Origin of the sequence: Agromyces albus (assembly GCF_030815405.1) — a bacterium.
Lineage (GTDB): Bacteria > Actinomycetota > Actinomycetes > Actinomycetales > Microbacteriaceae > Agromyces > Agromyces albus_A.
On sequence record NZ_JAUSWX010000001.1, the window covers coordinates 340,651 to 356,502 of the forward strand.

Below are 15,852 nucleotides of genomic sequence, written 5' to 3' on the forward strand. Positions count from 1 at the left end.
CCTGCTGCCACCCTCAACGGAGAGGAGCTCCGCAATGACGACCGCTGATCTCATCGGCAAGATCGTCCAGCTGATCGCCGGAATCGCGGTGTTCGTCGCCGTCATCGGCCTCATCCTGTTCTTCATCGACAAGGCGCCCAAGCGCGGCCGGGATGTGCTGCAGCTGCTGCTCTTCCTCCTTCCCGCGGTCATCCTGCTCGCGGTGGGACTCGTCTACCCGTTCGTCCTCACGACCATCGCGGCGTTCGCCAACAGGGCGGGGGAGTTCGTCGGATTCGACAACTTCGTCTGGATGTTCACCCAGCCCGAAGCGCTCGTCACGCTGCGCAACACGGTCATCTGGGTGCTCCTCGTGCCGACGATCTCCACGATCATCGGCCTCGCGTATGCGAACTTCATCGACCGGTCACGCGGTGAGCGCATCTACAAGGCGCTCATCTTCATGCCGTTCGCCATCTCGTTCGTCGGTGCCGGCATCATCTGGAAGTTCGTCTACGAGTTCCGTCCGTCCGGCCGCGACCAGATCGGCCTCCTGAACCAGATCCTCGTCTGGCTCGGTCAGGATCCCGTGCTCTGGCTGCAGTCGCCACCCCTGAACACCCTGCTCCTCATCGTCGTGATGATCTGGGTGCAGACCGGATTCGCCGTGGTCGTGCTCTCCGCCGCCATCAAGGGAATTCCCGCTGAGCAACTCGAAGCCGCCGAGCTCGACGGCACGAACGGCTGGCAACGGTTCACGAACGTCACCCTTCCGGGCATCCGCGGGGCGCTCGTCGTGGTCGTCACCACGATCTCGATCGCCACACTGAAGGTCTTCGACATCGTGCGCACCATGACCGGCGGCAACTTCGAGACGAGCGTCGTCGCGAACGAGATGTACACCCAGGCCTTCCGGGCGCTCGAGCCGGGGCGCGGTTCGGCGCTCGCGCTCGTGCTGTTCGTGCTGGTGCTGCCCATCGTCGTCTACAACGTTCGAGTGCTCCGGCAGCAGAAGGAGATCCGATGACCTACACACCGATCGAGATCCCGGTCGATTCCGAGACCAAAGCCGAGCTTCGCCGCGGGTACAACGCCGACGGCACGAAAGCGACTCGCGTCAAGAAGCGACTGACCTCGCGCACGGCCACGATCGTCTCCCTCGTCATCGCGGTGATCTGGGTCATCCCCACCTTCGGCCTGCTCATCTCGTCGTTCCGGCCAGAGGAGCTCATCAAGACCACCGGCTGGTGGACGATCTTCGAGAACTGGGGCTGGACCCTCGACAACTACAGCGAGGTGCTGCTCTCCTCGTCGTCATCGGCGCCCCAGCTGGGTTCGTACTTCGTGAACTCGATCGCGATCACCGTGCCCGTGGTCGTGTTCGCGACGGTGCTCGCCGCGATGGCGGCCTACGCGCTGGCGTGGATCCCGTTCAAGGGCGCGGGCATCATCTTCATCGCGATCTTCGCGCTGCAGATCGTGCCGCTGCAGATGGCGCTCATCCCGTTGCTGCAGATGTTCACGACCTGGCTGCTGCCGGTACAACGCGCGATCCACGACGTGATCCCGATCATCCCCGACCAGAGCTACATCCAGGTCTGGATCGCGCACACGATCTTCGGCCTCCCGCTCGCGATCTTCCTGTTGCACAACTTCATCTCGGACATCCCGAACGAACTCGTCGAGGCAGCACGGGTCGACGGCGCAAACCACGGCCAGATCTTCCTCCGGATCATCCTCCCGCTGTCGGTGCCGATCCTCGCGTCGTTCGCCATCTTCCAGTTCCTCTGGGTCTGGAACGACCTGCTCGTAGCCCTCGTCTTCTCAGGAGGCACGGCGGATGTCGCGCCGCTGACCCAGCGATTGGCGGAGCTCACCGGAAACCGCGGTCAGGAATGGCAGCGCCTCACGGCGGCCGCCTTCATCTCGCTGATCATCCCGCTCATCGTGTTCTTCAGCCTGCAGCGCTACTTCGTGCGCGGCCTGCTCGCCGGCTCGACGAAGGGGTAGTCCATCCAGACAGAGTGATGGCGGGTGCCCGTGAGGGCACCCGCCATCGTTGCAGGATCTCGACTACTCAGCGCGCGAGGTCCCCCAGCGGCGACGGTTCGCTGCAAGCAGCGCCGCCCCGCCCAGCAGGAGCATGATCATGCCACCTGCCATGAGCGGCTCAGCCGTCTCGGCGCCCGTCGCTGGGAGCGTCTTCACGACCACTGGTGCCGGTGCTACCGGTACCTTTACCACCACAGTCGGCGGCGCCGGCGCCGGCGCCGGCGGCGGCGGAGGCGGAGGCGGAGGCGGAGGCGGAGGCGGTGTCGGGCAGGCACCGATCGTGAACTGCTGCCTGGTGATCTCGAACACGTCGCCATTCACCTCTTCCAGCACGATCGTGTAGTTGCCCGGTTGCAGGTTGAACGAGCCCTCGAACGTCCCATCCTCACCGTCGATCTCCACTGCGTCGACGAACTCGCCTTGGGCGTCGAGGATCGTCACGCGGTAGTCGACGTTCGCCAGCAGCCCGGTGACCGCGAAGTTCACGGTACCGGTGCCATCAACGACCGGGCACGCGTGTGCCGTGACGGTGAGCACGGGCGGAGGCTGGTCGGGAATCTTGCAGTCGTTCGCGAAGATCGCCTGTCCTTCCGCGGTCCAGTTCAGACCCGGGAAGAAGTGGACCCCGGTTTCATCTTCGTAGGTGAACGGTGGGATGATGTCGCCCCAGTCCTCCTCGATGCCGGGGAACCAGATCGGTCCATCGTGATCGGCGTGTCCTTCCACGTCACCGGACGCGTTGGGTTCGTTGATCACGTACGGGTTCGTGTGCGCACTCGTCGAATGACAGATCTCGACCTTCTCTTGGACCTCGCCCTCAGGCGGCGGTACGAGGAACAGCGAGACGTCGGAAGGTGCTGCGTGCGCCTCCGCGGTCCCCGTGTCAGCGGCGGCCTCGACGACTTCCTCAGCCACGGCTGCATCGGCAGACTCCACTGCGGCAGCGTCTGCTGCGGCTTGCGCGGCGGCTTCTGCTTCGGCTGCTGCTGCTGCTGCTGCTTCTGCGGCTGCTGCGGCGTCTGCTTCAGCTTGCGCTGCTGCTGCGGCGTCTGCTTCAGCTTGCGCTGCTGCTGCTGCTTCTGCTTCCGCTTGCGCGGCTGCTGCGGCGTCTGCTTCAGCTTGCGCTGCTGCTGCTGCTTCTGCTTCCGCTTGCGCGGCTGCTGCTGCTTCTGCTTCCGCTTGCGCGGCTGCTGCGGCCTCGGCTGCTGCTGCGGCGTCCGCTTCAGCTTGCGCTGCGGCAGCCAGTGCGGCGGCCTCGTCGATGACTTCGGCCGCTTCCTCCAGAACGACCTCCGTGTCGTCAGCTGCGGCGGGCGAGACGACAAGGGCACTCATGCCGCCGACGGCGAGGGCTGAAATGGCGATGGCGGCGAGCACTCGCCGCCACTTCTGACGGTCTTCGGTCGTCGCCGGATTTTCGTGGAACGATTCGGGTCGTCCCTCGTGTCGCACAGCGAGACCCTTGCGTGAATGCATCGGTGTCCCTCCTTCTGACAGGATCGATGGCTCGGGTGGCCATACAGGGCCCATGGAAGCACCACCCGGCGGGTGACCTGTGAGGGCTTCCAACGGTGAGCGGGGGGTGAACCGGTGATGATCCTGATCGGGTGAATCGACGACTCCCCGCGCGCGGGCGCGCCGAATCCGCGCCCTGCGCGTGAAAAGAGTCACCCGATGATCCCGAGGGTACGTGCCCGCTGCACCGCGCCGTCCCGGGTGGTCACGCCGAGCTTCCGGTAGATGCTGCGCAACTGCGTCTTCACGGTGTTCGGCGACACCGAGAGCTCGAATGAGATGCGCTGCTGGGTGTCACCCTCGACGAGCCGTTCGAGCACGATGTGCTCCCGCGGGGTCAGGACGGCGGCGCCATCCGCGTGATCGTCGGTGAGTCTCGTCGAGATCAGTTCGAGCATCCGCTGCACGTGCTGGGGCTGCCGCATGCTCTCGGCCCGCTCGACGAGCTGGGCGAGATGTTGGCGAGGCAGGAAGCCGAACGGTCGCACGAGCCCCGCAGAGGAGGCCAGGAGGAGCGCGCGAGCGAAGAGCGTGTCGGCGGTCTTGACGTCGCCGAGCAGGTCGTGTGCGGCCGCGTTCGCGAGGTTCGCGAGCGTCGCGGTACGAGGCGCGTGCATGTCGCCCATTGCGAGGCACGGGTTGGTGAGCTCGATCGCACCGGCATAGTCGCCGGTGTCGAGCGCGATTCGCGCAGACCATGCCGCGGGGCACCGGGAGTGGGTTGCATCCGGTTCGAGTCGCGCGAGTTGCGCGCGCGCGCTCGCCGTCTCCTGATGCCGCACGAGCAGTCCCACGCGCGCGTAGTCATGCAGGGTGCGTGGAAGGCTCGGCGCCTCCCAGTCGCGGATCACGAGCTGCAACTCCTGCAGGTCGTCCATCGCCTCGTCATCGTCGCCGACGGCTTCATGGAAGCTGCTGGTCACGGCGAGAACGAGCGGCGCGTATTCGGTGCCTGCGGTGTCACGTGCGAGCTCGGCGAGTCGATCGCCGACCCCGTCGAGCTGTCCGCGCTCTATGGCCAGCGAGGCTTGTGCGAGCCGTGCGGGCGCCGTGCAGGGTTCGTTGCCGAGCTCGGCGGATCGGGCGATTTCGAGTGCCGTGGTGATGGTCGCCTCGGCGTCGCGGAGACTGCCCGTGCGCAGTTCGATGAGCGCGGTGCATCCGTACCCCTCGGCAAGGAGAGCGGGTGCCGTTCGGTCGCCGGCCAGGTGCAGGGCGCGCACGAGCGTTCTGCGTGCAGCGTCGAGGTCGCCCTGCTGCAGCTCGCAGAACCCCTCGTGCATCACCACGAGGGCGCTGAGATCGATCCGTTCGCTGAATGAGAGCTCTGCCGCTGCGAGCGAATCGCCGGCCCCTCGGAGGAGACTACGGGCCGAGGTGTACCGCCCGAGCTCGCGCATCGTGACCGCCCGCAGCACCGAGGCGAGCACCGTGAGGACCGGGTCGACTGCGCCGTCGGCGAGCAGGGCATCGGCGGCGTCGAGGTACGGCTCGGCTGCATACGGGTTCGATGCCCCCGCGGCCCGGAGGCCACCCGCGATCGCGAGCAGCTTCGCGGGGTCGCTGGACCAGGACTGCTCGGGTTCAGTACTGATGCGAATGCACAGGGCTGATCCGCACTCGCGGACGATGGTTCGCCACGAGATCCCAGCGGGGTCTTCGGGTGTCTCCTGCATGGGCCTCCTTTACAGGGGAGGCGTCGTCGGCGAGCCTCGGGTGACTCTCCGACGAAACGGGTGTGAAGTACGAGTGAACCGGCGGGCTGTCGCCGAGTCGAGGGTTCTTCGGGTTTGCCTCCTAAACTACTCCCGGTCACGCGGAAAGCGAACTGCCCATTCGGGGTACTCTCGCCCGGCCATCACTCTCGTTCACCGGCTTAGGGTGAGTCCATGAGCAATGTCGGCGGGCGTGGCGGCGGCGGCCGCGGCGGAGCAACGACCCATGGTCCGGGCGGCCCGGCCGGCGGCGGAGTCCCGGGCGGCGGCCGCCGGATCGGGTCGGCCGACGAAGAGGCGCAGCGCGCGGCCAATGCCGAAGCACCGAAGATCCCGAACCTCCTGCGCCGCATCGGCGAGCTGTTCGCCCCGCACAAGGTCGCGCTCATCGCCACGGGCGTGCTCGTGCTCGTGGGCGCGGCGCTCAGCGTCGTGCCACCGCTCCTCACACAGCGGGCCTTCGACGACGGGTTGTTCGCCGAGGGCGGCCCGAACGTGCCGGTGCTCACGGGGCTCGTCACCGCGATGATCGCCGTGTTCATCGTCTCGGCGCTCCTCGGCGTGTGGCAGACCTGGCTCACCGCGACGATCGGCAACAAGGTGATGGGCGCGCTGCGTGTGCGCCTCTTCACCCACCTGCAGTCGATGGAGCTCAGCTTCTTCACGCGGACGAAGACGGGCGTCATCCAGTCCCGCCTGCAGAACGACGTGGGCGGGGTCGCCGGCGTGCTGACGAACACGGTCTCGAGCGTGCTCGGCAACACCGTCACGGTGATCTCGGCCTTCGTCGCGATGCTGATCCTGAACTGGCAGCTCACCGTGATCGCGCTCGTGCTCATGCCCATCATGGTGATCGCGCAGCGTCGCGTGGGGCAGGTGCGGGCACGCATCGCCGGCAAGACCCAGGAGTCCCTGTCCGAGATGACCGCGATCACCCAGGAGACCCTCTCGGTCTCGGGCATCCTGCTCTCGAAGAGCTTCACCCGGCAGGGCAGCGAGATCGATCGCTACGCCGACGAGAACCGCAACCAGATCGCCCTGCAGGTCAGGCAGCAGATGACCGGCCAGTGGTTCTTCGCGATGGTGAACATCTTCATGTCGTCGATCCCCGCGATCGTCTACCTGGTCGCAGGCTGGCTCATCACGGGCGGAGCAGCGGATGTCACGGCCGGAACCATCGTCGCGTTCACGACCGTGCAGGCGCGACTCCTCTTTCCGCTCATGGGCCTCATGCGCGTCGCGCTCGACCTGCAGACGTCAAGCGCGCTCTTCGCCCGGATCTTCGAGTACCTCGACCTGAAGCCGTCGATCACCGATCGCGCCGACGCCCGCGAGGTTCCCACCGACGGGTCGCTCGGCCGCGTCGAGTTCGATGACGTCAGCTTCCGCTACCCCGACACCGAGGGCGACTCGCGTCCGACCCTCGATGCCGTGAGCTTCGTGATCGAGCCCGGCCAGTTCGCGGCGTTCGTGGGGCCGAGCGGAGCCGGCAAGACGACGGTCTCCTACCTCGTGCCGCGGCTGTACGAGGCATCCGCCGGCTCGGTGCGCTTCGCCGGGGTCGACGTGCGAGAGCTCCGCCAGGAGTCGCTCATCTCGAATATCGGCATCGTGAGTCAGGAGACCTACCTCTTCCATGCCACGATCGGCGAGAACCTGCGCTACGCGAAGCCCCACGCCACCGACGCCGAGGTCGAGGCCGCCGCCCGGGCCGCGAACATCCACGAGACCATCGCCTCGTTCCCCGACGGCTACGACACGGTCGTGGGGGAGCGCGGATACCGGCTCTCGGGCGGCGAGAAGCAGCGCATCGCGATCGCCCGGGTGCTGCTGAAGGATCCCGCGGTGCTCGTGCTCGACGAGGCGACGAGCGCCCTCGACACGATCTCGGAGCGGGTCGTGCAGGAGGCGCTCGACGACGCCGCGCGCGGGCGCACGACCATCGCGATCGCGCACCGCCTCTCGACGGTCGTGGCGGCCGACGTGATCTTCGTCATCGCCGGAGGCCGGATCGTCGAACGGGGCACGCACGCCGAGCTCGTGGGCGCCGAGGGCGTCTATGCCTCGCTCTATCGCCAGCAGGCGGAGCGACCCGTGCTCGAGAGCTGAGTCCGCGCGAGACAGCACTCGGCTGCGCTCGGCGAGGCTCAGCCGCGCTCGGCGAGCATGTCCTCCATGAGTGCCATCTCGGAGGTCTGGCTGGCGACGATCGAGGTCGCGAGACTCACCACCACGTCATTCGAGGAGCGCCCGAGCAGCGCCTCGGCCATCTCGACCGCGCCCTGGTGATGCACGATCATGAGCTCGAGGAACCGCCGCTCGGCCTCGACACCGGTCGCCGCGCGAAGCTCCTCGATCTGCGCCGGAGTCGCAAGTCCGGGCATCGGCGCGCCGGCCGTGTGCGTCGCCGCGTGCGAGTCGTGCCCTTCGCCGTCGGCGGGCCGCGACATCCACGTCATCGACGGCTCTCCGCCGGCTTGCGACAGTCCCCACGTGCTGAGCCAGCCGTACATCTGCCCGGCCTGCTGCGCCTGGGTCGTCGCGATGTCGTAGGCGAGCCGCCGCACCTCGTCGTCGTCGGTGGTGTCGCGCACGATCATCGCGAGCTCGACGCCCTGCAGGTGGTGCACCTGCATGTCGCGAGCGAATCCGGCCTCGGCGCTCGAGTCGACGGGCGTCGGGTCGGCGAGCGTCGAGAGCCGGCCGATCGAGAAGGCCACGATCGCCACGACGGCGAGGGCGACGGATGCCGCGACGAGCACAGCCACGCGAGAGCCCCGGCCCGCGCGGCCCGTCGGTTCGGTCACGCCTTGCCGGGCCCGTCGATGCCGCCGGTGCAGAGGGCGCCGGGCTCGGGCACGTTCTGGCTCTTCCAGTACTCCTCGAAGAACGCGGCGATTCGCTCGTCGTCGGCCTCTTCGACCTGTAGCTGGGTGTTCCAGCCGCTCAGCACGATGGGCGAGGGCAGGCCTTCGAACGGCGAGAGGATCACGTAGGTCGACGGCAGCTTCGCACGCAACGCGGCGAGCTCGTCGTCAGCGAGCGACGGGTCATAGGTGACCCAGAGCGCGCCGTGCTCCATCGAGTGCACGGCGTTCTCGTTCGGCACGGGCTCGGTGTAGACGCCGCAGTTCAGCCACACCTGGTTGTGCTCGCCGCCGGCCGGCGGCGTCTGCGGGTAGTCGACGACCCCCTCGACGTGCGCCGACTCGTTCTCGAACGTCTCGACTCCCTCGACCTCGGCGCCCGTGCCGCCCGCGCTGTAGGACGCGGGCTGCGGCGTCAGCACGATCGCCGACACCAGCAGTGCGACGACGGCAACGCCGCCGACGACCGCGGCGCCGATGCCGATGCGACGGTTGCGCTTCGAGCGCTGCTCGCGCTTGCGGTACTCCTCGAGCTTCTTCGCGCGTTGCTCGGCGCGTTGCTGCTTGACGGTGAGCTGCTTCTTGACGGACGGGGGAACGGGCGGGGTCGCGCTCACGCGGAGGCCTCTCTCGATCGTGGGGATGCAACCATACGAACGTATGCCGCCCCGGTTCTCCTCCGCGAGAGGCGTACTTCACAGCGCATTCACAGTCGTCCCGCCGCTCCGGCGCGAGTGACAGCGCGCGGGCCCCGCGACTAGAGTTGGCGGCGTGGTCCTCTCGCTGTGTTGTCGCTGACGCCGAAGTCGCCCGACCCCGCACGCCCGACCGCTCGCCCGTATCCGCCACGCCGCCGGATGGGCGGCGCGCGAGTCGACTACCGAAGGACACCGCATGAAGTACGCAGAGACCATCGTCGACCTGGTCGGCGACACGCCGCTCGTGAAGCTCCATCGGGTGACCGAGGGGGTCACGGATGCCACGGTGCTCGTGAAGCTCGAATACTTCAACCCCGGCGGCTCCTCGAAAGACCGCATCGCCGAGCGCATCATCGACGCGGCCGAGGCCGAGGGCAAGCTGAAGCCCGGCGGCACGATCGTCGAGCCCACGTCGGGCAACACCGGTGTCGGCCTCGCGCTCGTGGCGCAGCAGCGCGGATACAAGTGCATCTTCGTGTGCCCCGACAAAGTCGGTGAAGACAAGCGCAACGTGCTCACCGCCTACGGCGCAGAGGTCGTCGTGACGCCCACGGCGGTCGCGCCCGACAGCCCCGAGTCCTACTACGGGGTCTCCGACCGGCTCGCGCGCGAGATCCCCGGCGCGTTCAAACCCGACCAGTACTCCAACCCCAACGGCCCGCGTTCGCATTACGAGACCACCGGCCCCGAGATCTGGCGCGACACCGAGGGCAAGGTCACGCATTTCGTCGCCGGCGTCGGCACGGGCGGCACGATCACGGGTGCCGGCCGCTACCTGCGCGAGGTGTCGGGCGACTCGGTGCGCATCATCGGCGCCGACCCCGAGGGGTCCGTGTACTCGGGCGGCACGGGGCGGCCCTACCTCGTCGAGGGCGTCGGCGAGGATTTCTGGCCGGCGGCCTACGACCCCACTGTGCCGCACGAGATCATCGCGGTCAGCGATGCCGAGTCGTTCGACATGACGCGTCGCCTCGCGCGCGAGGAGGGCATCCTCGTGGGCGGCTCGAGCGGCATGGCCGTGGTCGCGGCGCTCAAGGCCGCGGCATCCGCTGGTCCCGACGAGGTCTTCGTGGTGCTGCTGCCCGACGGCGGCCGCGGCTACCTCGGCAAGATCTTCAACGACAAGTGGCTGCGCGCCTACGGCTTCTCGAACGCCCCCGCCGGGCACACGATCGCGCAACTCCTCGGCGCCAAGGCCGATCGGATGCCGCCGCTCGTCTACGTGCATCCGAACGACACGATCCGCGAGGCCATCGACACGATGACCGCGTCGGGCGTCTCGCAACTGCTCGTGTTGTCTGCCGAGCCGCCCGTCGTGCTCGGCGAGATCGCCGGCGCGCTGCACGAGGAGGAGCTGCTCGAGCTCGTCTTCTCGGGCCAGGCGAAGCTCACCGACAAGGTGTCGAGCGTCGTGGGGGAGCCGCTGCCGCTCATCGGCGTCAACGAGCCCGTGGCCGCGGCGCGCAGCGCCTTCACGACGACGCCCGCGATGCTCGTCACCGACGGCGGCAAGGCGCTCGGCGTCATCACCCGCTCCGACCTGCTCTCCTACCTCTCAGCCTGATGGCGAGTTTCCGACGAGAAAGTGACGACAACGCATGACGTCTCCTGAATTCTGGAAGGGCTTCGACACTCGCGCCATCCACGCGGGTCAGGAGTTCGATCCCACGACCGGCGCGGTCATCCCGCCCGTCTACCTCACGTCCACGTACGTGCAAGACGGCATCGGCGGGCTTCGCGGGGGCTACGAGTACTCGCGCGGCGGCAACCCCACGCGCACGGCGCTCGAGACCCAGCTCGCCGCGCTCGAGGGCGGCGCCCACGGGCTCTCGTTCGCGTCGGGCCTCGCCGCCGAAGACGCACTGCTGCGCACCGTGCTCGTCCCAGGCGACCATGTCGTCATCGGCAACGACGTGTACGGCGGCACGCACCGGCTCGTCCGCAAGATCTTCGGCGCATGGGGCATCCGTCACACGACCGTCGACACGAGCGATCTCGGCGCAGTGCGCGACGCGATCGAGCTCGGCACGACGAAGGTGCTCTGGGTCGAGACGCCGTCGAACCCGCTCATGAAGATCTCCGACATCGCCGCGCTCGCCGAGCTCGGCTCCGAGGCCGGCGTGCTCGTCGTCGTCGACAACACGTTCGCGTCGCCGGCGCTGCAGCAGCCGCTCGCGCTCGGCGCCGACGTCGTCGTGCACTCCACGACGAAGTACCTGGCCGGCCACTCCGACATCATCGGCGGAGGCCTCGTCTTCGGCGCCGGTCAAGACGAGCTCGCCGAGCGCGTGACGTTCACGCAGTTCGCCGCGGGCGCGGTCTCGAGCCCGTTCGACGCGTTCCTCACCTCGCGCGGCATCAAGACCCTCGGGATCCGGATGCAGCGGCACAGCCAGAACGCGCTCGCGATCGCGCGGCGACTCGAGGAGCACGCCGGCATCGAGCACGTCTATTACCCGGGACTCGAGTCGCACCCCGGGCACGAGCTCGCCGGACGGCAGATGTCGGGCTTCGGCGGCATGATCTCGATCGCCCTCTCGGGCGGCGGCGAGGCCGCGCGCCGGTTCGCCGAGTCGACCGAGGTGTTCCAGCTCGCCGAGTCGCTCGGCGGCGTGGAGTCGCTCGTCAACTACCCCGCGGAGATGACGCACGCGTCGGTGCGCGGCACCGAGGCCGAGGTGCCGGAGTCGGTCGTGCGCCTCTCGGTGGGCATCGAAGACGTCGACGACCTGCTCGACGACATCGATCGCGCGCTCGAGCGGCTCTAGCGGACCGCCCTGCTCCCGCCACCGGGTGGGAGAATGGGAGTGGCGTACGGCACGTCACCGGCGTCCAGGAGGTGGATCCGATGACCGCCCTCATCGTCACCCTGATCATCGTCGGCGTGATCGCGATCGTGCTGTTCTTCATGTCGGTGCGCATCGTGAGGCAATACGAGCGCGGCGTCGTGTTGCGCTTCGGGCGATTGCACAATCTGCGCGAGCCAGGCATCCGCTTCATCATTCCCATCGTCGACGTGATGATCAAGGTGTCGCTGCGCATCGTCACGCTGCCGATCCAATCGCAGGGGATCATCACTCGCGACAACGTGAGCGTCGGCGTCTCCGCGGTCGCCTACTACCGGATCGTGGATCCGGTGAAGTCGGTGATCGCGGTCGAGAACGTGAAGTCGGCGATCGACCAGATCGCGCAGACCACGCTCCGCAAGGTCGTCGGCCAGCACCACCTCGACGAGACGCTTTCTGAGACCGCCAAGCTCAATGCGGACATCAAGCAATTCCTCGAGGTGATCACTGCTGAGTGGGGCGCCGAGGTGACGCTCGTCGAGCTGAAGGACATCCTGCTGCCCGACTCCATGAAGCGAGCGATGGCGAAGCAGGCCGAAGCCGAGCGCGAGAAGCGTGCGAAGATCATCGCCGCCGAGGGGGAGGCGCTCGCCGCGTCGCAACTCGGGGTGGCGAGCGACACGATGATGGCGCATCCGCTCGCCCTGCAACTGCGCACGCTGCAGACGCTCGTGGAGGTCGGCGTCGACAAGAACACGCTCGTGCTGTTCCCGGCGCCCCTCATGAGCACCATCGGCGAGCTCACGAGCTTCATCGACCGAGAGTCGGCGACGGCGCAGGTTCGCGGGCATTGAGAGGGTGGCAGGATATTGCCGAACGCTGTCAATCCTGCCATCGCCGAATGTCGGTGAGGTGCGGCAGAGTGAGCGGGTGACCTCGAATCAGCCTGCCACCGCCGCCGCTGGCACCATAGCTCCCGCCACCGACGGCGCGAAGGCACACGGCGGCACCCTCGGCCTCGGCCAGGGCACGGCGCTCTACATCGGAAGCGTACTCGGCACCGGCATCCTCGTGCTGCCCGGGCTGGCGGCGGCCGCGGCCGGCCCGGCGTCGATCGTCGCAGTGGCTGCGGTGCTGGTGCTGTCCATCCCGCTCGCCGGCACCTTCGCCGCCCTTGCTGCGCGCTATCCCGATGCCGGTGGCGTGGCGAGCTTCGTGCGGCGCGCCCTCGGCGGCACCGCCGCGCGCATGACCGGGTACTGGTTCTACTTCGGCGTGTGCGTGGGCGCGCCCGTGCTCGCGATTCTCGGCGGCGAGTACGTGGTCGCCGTGCTGGGCGTCGACCGCGCCGCCGTGCCGATCATCGGCTTCGCGGTCTTCGTGCCGCCCTTCGTCGCCAACTGGTTCGGCGTACGCGTGGCGGGTTGGGTGCAGTTCGTGCTCACGGGCCTGCTGATCTCGGTCGTCGTCGGAGTCGTGGCCGTCACGTTCCCGGCGGTCGACGCCTCGAACTTCGAGCCGTTCCTGCCGAACGGCTGGACCGGTGTCGGCTTGGCGATCAGCCTCTTCGTCTGGGCGTTCGCTGGCTGGGAGGTCGGCACTCACATCGCCGGCGAGTTCAAGAACCCGCGGCGCACGATCCCGCTCGCCACCGGCATCGCGATCGTCGTCGTCGGCGTCGGCTACCTCGCGCTGCAGTTCGTCACCGTGGCCGTGCTCGACGATCGTGCCGGCGACGGGCAGGCGCCGCTCGTCGACCTCGTCGAGACCACGATGCCCGGTGTCGGGCCGGTGCTCATCGCGATCGTCGCCGCGATCGTCACGTTCGGCGTGATGAACGCCTATCTGCCGGCCTTCGGCAAGCTCGGGGCCGCGCTCGGCCGCGACGGCGACCTGCCCCGGTTCTTCTCGAAGGGCGCGGCCGATGGCGAGATCCCGCGTCGTGCGCTCGCGCTCACGGGCGTGCTCATCACGGTGTACTTCGGCCTCATGCTGCTGAACGACCTCGACCTCACGGGCTTCATCCTCATCCACACGAGCAACATGGTCGCGATCTACGCCCTCGGCATGGTCGCGGCGACGCTCCTGCTGCGCCGGTGGAGCTTCGGCTGGTGGCTCGCCGTGATCGCCACCGTGATGACGGCCGGCCTCCTCGTGCTCGCCTGGGCGAACCTCGTGGTGCCGCTCGTGCTGGCGGTCGCCGCGGTGATCGTGACCGTGGTGCGCCGCCTCCGGATCGATCCGCGTCGCGCTGCGCCCGGCGCTACTCGATCACCGGGCGAGAGCGTGTTCGCCGGAGCCGGCGCCACCACCCCCGCTTCCACCGCAGCATCCGCCACCCCAGAGGAGACCGAGTGACCGAGTACCGCGCCCGTTTCGACGCCGAGATCGAGTTCGTGAACGGGGGCGGGCTGCGCGCCCACGGCTTCCGCCTCGACCTGCCGTCGGCGAGCGTCACCGAGGCCGAGATCGCCGAGCTCCTCGTGCGCCATCTCGGGCTCGCGCTCGTGAGCCGCGTCGAGCTCGCGAACCTTGAGATCGTCGAGGAGGCGCACCGTGGCTCTCGCGGCATGGGCAGCCACGGCGGCGACGGCGCCGACGACGCGCGCACCGCAGCCGCGACATCCGCAGTCCCGGCCGCTCGTCGCGGCGAACTCGTCGACCTCAGCCACACGATCCGCGCGGGACTCGTCACCTACCCGGGCCTCCCCTCGCCCACGATCACGCCGCATCTCACCCGCGAGGCGTCGCGCGGCGTCTACGCGCCCGGCACCGAGTTCGCGATGGACATCATCACGATGATCGGCAACACCGGCACCTACCTCGACAGCCCGTTCCACCGCTATGAGAGCGGCGGCGACCTCGCGAGCCTCGAGCTCGACACCCTCGTGGGCGTGCCCGCCGAGGTCTTCCGGCTGACGGATGCCTCGAGCCGCGGCATCCCGGCCGAGGTCTTCTTCGATCGTGAGCTCGCCGGCACGGCCGTGCTGCTGCACACGGGCTGGAGCCGCCACTTCGGGCAGCCCGAGTACCTGCACGGGTCGCCGTTCCTCACCGAGGCGGGCGCGCGGCACCTCGCCGACGCCGGCGTGCTCATCGTGGGCATCGACGCGCTCAACATCGACGACACCGAGAGCGGCGGCGAGCGGCCGGCGCACTCGATCCTGCTCGAAGCCGGCATCCACGTCGTGGAGCACCTCACAGCGCTCGATCGAGTGCCGGTGCGGGGCGCGAGCTTCACCGCGGTGCCGCCGCGGGTCGAGGGCTTCGGCACGTTCCCGGTGCGGGCGTTCGCGGAGGTTCCCGCTTCCTAGCCGCCCACGCCGCGCGGGCCGTGCCTGCTGGCATCAACCGCGCGGGTGGGTGAGGATGGAACAATGACTGCTCCCGCGTACGCCCTTCGCGACGGCAACTCGATTCCGGCGATCGGCCTCGGAACCTTCGGGTTGAACGACCAGACGGGCATCGACGCGATCACCGCGGGCATCAGCGCCGGCTACCGACTCATCGACACGGCCTACAACTACGGCAACGAAGAAGAGGTCGGCGAGGCGATCCGCCGCTCGGGCGTCGACCGCAGCGACCTCGTGATCACGACGAAGCTCCCAGGCCGTCATCACGGCTTCGACGAGACGCTCGCGAGCTTCGAGCAGTCGCGCTCCCGCCTCGACCTCGACTGGGTCGACCTCTACCTCATCCACTGGCCGCTGCCGCACGTCGACAAGTACCTCCACAGCTGGCGGGCGATGATCTCGCTGCGCGAGAAGGGGCTCGTGCGCTCGATCGGCGTCTCGAACTTCACGCCGGCGATGCTCACGAGGCTCATCGACGAGACCGGCGTCACTCCTGTCGTCAACCAGGTCGAGCTGCACCCCTACTTCCCACAGGCCGAGCTGCGCGCCTTCCACGAAGAACACGAGATCCGCACCGAGAGCTGGACCCCGCTCGCGAAGGGCCGCGAACTGCTCGCCGAGCCCGTCGTCGCCGCGATCGCGGCCGAGCACCACGTCACGCCCGCGCAGGCGGTGCTGCGCTGGCACATCGAGCTCGAGGCCATTCCGATTCCGAAGTCGTCGGATGCCGCACGCCAACGTGAGAACTTCGACGTGTTCGGATTCGAACTCTCGAACGACGAGGTCGAGGCGATCTCATCGCTCGCGCGCGGACGCCTCTGGGGCGGCGACCCCGACACGCATGAGGAGTTCTGAGCACCGATGTGCTCGCACCGGTTGACCTCAAG

At 68.4% G+C, this 15,852-nt stretch carries 13 protein-coding genes; 9 read left to right on the top strand and 4 right to left on the bottom strand.

What is annotated here, in order from left to right; all coding sequences use genetic code 11:
- The first annotated feature begins 34 nt into the window (after positions 1–34).
- Both QFZ29_RS01525 and QFZ29_RS01530 read left to right on the top strand, forming a co-directional pair.
- Positions 35–1,006, top strand: coding sequence for a carbohydrate ABC transporter permease (locus tag QFZ29_RS01525; protein ID WP_306892474.1), 972 nt, complete (start codon positions 35–37; stop codon positions 1,004–1,006).
- The gene (locus QFZ29_RS01530) at positions 1,003–1,989 is read left to right on the top strand and encodes a carbohydrate ABC transporter permease (RefSeq protein WP_306892475.1); all 987 of its coding nucleotides are present in this window, start codon (positions 1,003–1,005) and stop codon (positions 1,987–1,989) included. Before QFZ29_RS01525 ends, QFZ29_RS01530 begins: the two co-directional genes overlap by 4 nt.
- A gap of 63 nt (positions 1,990–2,052) precedes the next feature.
- Here the strand turns inward: QFZ29_RS01530 and QFZ29_RS01535 are convergent, their stop codons facing one another.
- Both QFZ29_RS01535 and QFZ29_RS01540 read right to left on the bottom strand, forming a co-directional pair.
- The gene (locus QFZ29_RS01535; protein WP_306892476.1) at positions 2,053–3,507 is read right to left on the bottom strand and encodes an LPXTG cell wall anchor domain-containing protein; all 1,455 of its coding nucleotides are present in this window, start codon (positions 3,505–3,507) and stop codon (positions 2,053–2,055) included.
- Between the two features lie 191 nt (positions 3,508–3,698).
- Positions 3,699–5,222, bottom strand: a complete 1,524-nt coding sequence (locus tag QFZ29_RS01540) for a LuxR C-terminal-related transcriptional regulator (protein WP_306892477.1) — start codon at positions 5,220–5,222, stop codon at positions 3,699–3,701.
- A gap of 213 nt (positions 5,223–5,435) precedes the next feature.
- Between QFZ29_RS01540 and QFZ29_RS01545 the strand changes: the two genes are divergently transcribed.
- A complete protein-coding gene (locus QFZ29_RS01545; RefSeq protein ID WP_306892478.1) occupies positions 5,436–7,370 on the top strand; it encodes an ABC transporter ATP-binding protein in 1,935 nt (644 codons plus the stop codon).
- Between the two features lie 38 nt (positions 7,371–7,408).
- On the opposite strand, the gene QFZ29_RS01550 is transcribed toward QFZ29_RS01545, so the two are convergent.
- Positions 7,409–8,029, bottom strand: a complete 621-nt coding sequence (locus QFZ29_RS01550) for a DUF305 domain-containing protein (protein WP_306892479.1) — start codon at positions 8,027–8,029, stop codon at positions 7,409–7,411.
- 35 nt (positions 8,030–8,064) lie between these two features.
- Positions 8,065–8,745: a DUF3105 domain-containing protein gene (locus tag QFZ29_RS01555; protein ID WP_306892480.1), complete on the bottom strand. Its 681-nt coding sequence runs from the start codon at positions 8,743–8,745 to the stop codon at positions 8,065–8,067.
- 277 nt (positions 8,746–9,022) lie between these two features.
- On the opposite strand from QFZ29_RS01555, the gene QFZ29_RS01560 reads away from it, so the two are divergent.
- The 6 genes from QFZ29_RS01560 (at position 9,023) to QFZ29_RS01585 (ending at position 15,820) form a co-directional block, all read left to right on the top strand.
- Positions 9,023–10,390 (top strand): cystathionine beta-synthase, encoded by a 1,368-nt coding sequence (locus tag QFZ29_RS01560; protein WP_306892481.1) that lies wholly within the window; start codon positions 9,023–9,025, stop codon positions 10,388–10,390.
- A 34-nt stretch (positions 10,391–10,424) separates the two neighbouring features.
- Positions 10,425–11,594: a cystathionine gamma-synthase gene (locus tag QFZ29_RS01565; protein ID WP_306892482.1), complete on the top strand. Its 1,170-nt coding sequence runs from the start codon at positions 10,425–10,427 to the stop codon at positions 11,592–11,594.
- 80 nt (positions 11,595–11,674) lie between these two features.
- The gene (locus tag QFZ29_RS01570) at positions 11,675–12,466 is read left to right on the top strand and encodes a slipin family protein (RefSeq protein ID WP_306892484.1); all 792 of its coding nucleotides are present in this window, start codon (positions 11,675–11,677) and stop codon (positions 12,464–12,466) included.
- A gap of 76 nt (positions 12,467–12,542) precedes the next feature.
- Positions 12,543–13,970: an APC family permease gene (locus QFZ29_RS01575; protein WP_306892485.1), complete on the top strand. Its 1,428-nt coding sequence runs from the start codon at positions 12,543–12,545 to the stop codon at positions 13,968–13,970.
- Positions 13,967–14,926 (top strand): cyclase family protein, encoded by a 960-nt coding sequence (locus QFZ29_RS01580; protein ID WP_306892486.1) that lies wholly within the window; start codon positions 13,967–13,969, stop codon positions 14,924–14,926. Before QFZ29_RS01575 ends, QFZ29_RS01580 begins: the two co-directional genes overlap by 4 nt.
- A gap of 63 nt (positions 14,927–14,989) precedes the next feature.
- A complete protein-coding gene (locus QFZ29_RS01585) occupies positions 14,990–15,820 on the top strand; it encodes an aldo/keto reductase (protein WP_306892488.1) in 831 nt (276 codons plus the stop codon).
- Positions 15,821–15,852 lie beyond the last annotated feature (32 nt).